We start from the raw sequence: 3,083 nt of genomic DNA on the forward strand, positions 1-3,083 counted from the left end.
CCCAGGGCGCGCATGACCGCGATGGCGCGGCCATGGGCCAGCAAAACGTGATGCATGGCGCGTGCAGTGGCGCGGATGTCACGCAGGCCGGGCGCGTGCTGGCCCTCGAAATGGCCAAGCCAGCTGACGCACCAGGGTTCATTGATCGGGGCCACAGACCAGAGCCTGTCGCCGATCCGGCCCATGATGATCGCGGTGAATTCGGCAAACCAGCCGGCGATATCGCGGTTTTGCCAGCCGCCCAAATCGGCCAGCGGCTGCGGCAATTCCCAATGATAAAGCGTGGCGGCAGGCTTTAGCCCACGTTCCAGCATGCCATCGACCAGCCGGTCGTAGAAATCCAGCCCGGCCTGGTTTGGCGTGCCGCGGCCCTCGGGCAGGACCCGCGCCCAGGAGGTGGAGAAGCGATAAATATCAACGCCCAAAGCGGCGCAGAGGTCCAGATCTTCGGGCCAGCGGTTATAATGATCGCAGGCCCGCGCGCCGTTTTCTGCGCGCACCACATTGCCGGGGGTGGCGGCGAAACTGTCCCAATGGGTCGCGCCTGCGCCGCCCATGCCATGGCCTTCGATCTGATAGGATGAGGTGGCCGCGCCAAACATAAACCCGTCGGGAAAATCGCCGCGGCTCCAGCTCATGATACGGGTGCCGGGCCGGTGGAACTGCCGATCATCAGTTCGGCCTCCAGCATGGTGTGGCGCGGCGGGCCGTCAGGATCGTTGATTTGTTCCAGCAGCATGGTGCCGGCTATGTGGCCGGCGTCACGCACCGAAGATCGGGTGGCGGTGAAAATCGGCACATCGGTGCCATTGCCCAGATAGCTCAGCGCATCATCATGGGTGATCAGGCTGATATCGCGGCCCAGTTTCAGCCCCGCCGCCTCGACCGCGCGACGCACCCCGATGGCCGGGATCATCGAGGAGACCAGAAAGGCCGTCGGGGCAGGGTCTGCCGCCAGCATCCGGGCGGCGCTGTCATGGCCGAAATGCTCCGTCATTTCATCGGAACACATCCAGTCCGGGTTGGCGGTGATGCCGCGCGCGGCCAGCGTGTTTTCAAACCCCTGACGGCGGCGCTGCGCAAAATCCATATCTTCAAGCCCGTTGATCAGGGCGATCCGGCGGTGCCCCAGATCGCACAGCAGTTCGGTGGCGCGGGCAAAGGCGCGGCGATTGTTGACATCGACCCAGGAAAAACTGACGGGGTCATCCGAGGTCGGGCCACCTGCGGTATCCGAGGCCCGACCATGGACCACGAAGGGCAGGCCGATCTCCTGCAACAGCGCGATCCGCCGGTCGCCCGCACGCGGGCCATGGATGACGATCCCGTCGACCGATTGGCGCCGCGCCAGCGCGCGATAGGCGTCACCTTCCATGTCGTCGGGCACGATCGACAGCATCATGTCATACCCGGCGCGGGCATAGGCCTCGCCGGCACCGGCGATGAAATCGGAAAATACCGGGTTCATCATTTCGTGCTTGGTCGAGATCGGGATCACATGGCCGATGGTCATGGAACGCCCGGTGGCCAGGCTGCGGGCGCGGGTATTGGGGCGATAATTATGCCGCGCGGCAGCAGCGTGCACCCGTGCGCGTGTGGCCTCGCTGACCTCGGGATAGCCGTTCATGGCCCGGCTGACCGTGGTTTGCGACAGCCCCAAAGTGGCGGCCAGTTGCTTGAGATTCATCGTCAATGCGGCCCCTCAAAGCGCTTTCAATCCGGTCTAGGATAACGCGGATCCTTCGGATCTGTCAAAGGAGGAAATTCTGAAAACCCATGCTGCATCTGCACAAATAACGCTGTTATTTGTAAGGCTGTCGCGGATGCGCGATTGACAGGCGAGGGGTTTTGCGAAACTGTGCAGGCAGTCAAAGCGCTTTGAAAAACCAGAGTCGCACCAGACAGAACCGGCCCGCAGGGGGCCAGATTTGGGAGGGAATAATGAAAAGAATAATGAAAAGATCGCTTTATGCGGGCGTCGCAGCTTTTGCCCTGATGGCGGGCGCGGCCCATGCCGACGGACATCTGATATTCACGCCGGGCGACGGCGCGTTCAACTGGGACAGTTTCGAAGCCTTCGCCGCCGCCAACGATCTCAGCGGTCAGGATCTGCGCATCACCGGTCCCTGGACCGGCCTTGATGCCGATATCATGAACAGCGTCGCGGCCTATTTCGAAGCCGCGACCGGGGCCACGGTAAGCTATTCCGGCTCGGACAGTTTCGAGCAGGATATCGTGATCTCGATCCAGGCCAACAGCCCGCCCAATATCGCGGTCTTTCCGCAGCCGGGCCTGGCCGCCGATATGGCCGCACGCGGCGCGCTGACCCCGCTGCCCGAGGGCACCGCCGATTGGATCGTGGAAAACTACGCCGCCGGGCAATCCTGGGTCGATCTGGGCACCTATGCCGATGAAACCGGCACCGATCAGCTGTTTGGCTTTTTCTACAAGGTCGATCTGAAATCGCTGGTCTGGTATTCGCCCGAGGCCTTTGATGAGGCCGGGTATGAGATTCCGACCTCGATGGAGGAGTTGCTGGCGCTGACCGATCAGATCGTGGCCAATGGCGAAACGCCGTGGTGCATCGGTCTGGGATCTGGTGCCGCGACCGGCTGGCCTGCGACCGATTGGGTCGAGGATATGCTGCTGCGCATGCAGCCGCCCGAGGTCTATGACGGTTGGGTAACGAACGAGATCCCCTTTACCGATGAACGCATCATCGCCGCGATCGAGGCCTTCGGGCAATTCGCCCGCAATGATGCCTATGTCAATGGCGGGTCCGCGGCCGTGGCCACCACCGATTTCCGCGACAGCCCCGCCGGTCTCTTCAGCTTTCCGCCGGAATGCTATCTGCACCGTCAGGCCAGCTTCATCCCCACTTTCTTTCCCGAAGGGTCTGACAGTGATTTCTTCTACTTCCCATCCTCGGAAGCGGCGGGCCTGGGCAATCCGGTGCTTGGCGCGGGCACGCTTTGGGCCATCACCGAGCCTTCGGATGCGGCCGATGCCTGGGTCGAATTCATGCAGACCCCCATCGCGCATGAGCTGTGGATGGCGCAATCGGGCTTCCTGACCCCCTATAA

At 62.6% G+C, this 3,083-nt stretch carries 3 protein-coding genes; 1 reads left to right on the forward strand and 2 read right to left on the reverse strand.

Translation table 11 applies throughout. From position 1 onward, the window contains the following. Together ACW8PS_RS15000 and ACW8PS_RS15005 are read right to left on the reverse strand one after the other, a co-directional pair. A partial coding sequence (locus ACW8PS_RS15000; protein WP_491528308.1) for a family 1 glycosylhydrolase occupies window positions 1-638 on the reverse strand: 638 nt, incomplete at its 3' end. After that, window positions 635-1,687, reverse strand: a complete 1,053-nt coding sequence (locus ACW8PS_RS15005; RefSeq protein WP_491528309.1) for a substrate-binding domain-containing protein — start codon at window positions 1,685-1,687, stop codon at window positions 635-637. The genes ACW8PS_RS15000 and ACW8PS_RS15005, both read right to left, overlap by 4 nt. A 266-nt stretch (window positions 1,688-1,953) precedes the next feature. On the opposite strand from ACW8PS_RS15005, the gene ACW8PS_RS15010 reads away from it, so the two are divergent. After that, window positions 1,954-3,083, forward strand: a 1,130-nt coding sequence (locus ACW8PS_RS15010; protein WP_491528310.1) for an ABC transporter substrate-binding protein, incomplete at its 3' end; no start/stop codon positions are given.

The sequence above is a fragment of the Alterinioella sp. genome (assembly GCF_058343375.1).

What these genes read in the sequence shown, in the direction of transcription:
- ACW8PS_RS15005 (WP_491528309.1), bottom strand. Translation starts at nt 1,687, where the DNA reads ATGAATCTCAAGCAACTGGCCGCCACTTTGGGGCTGTCGCAAACCACG.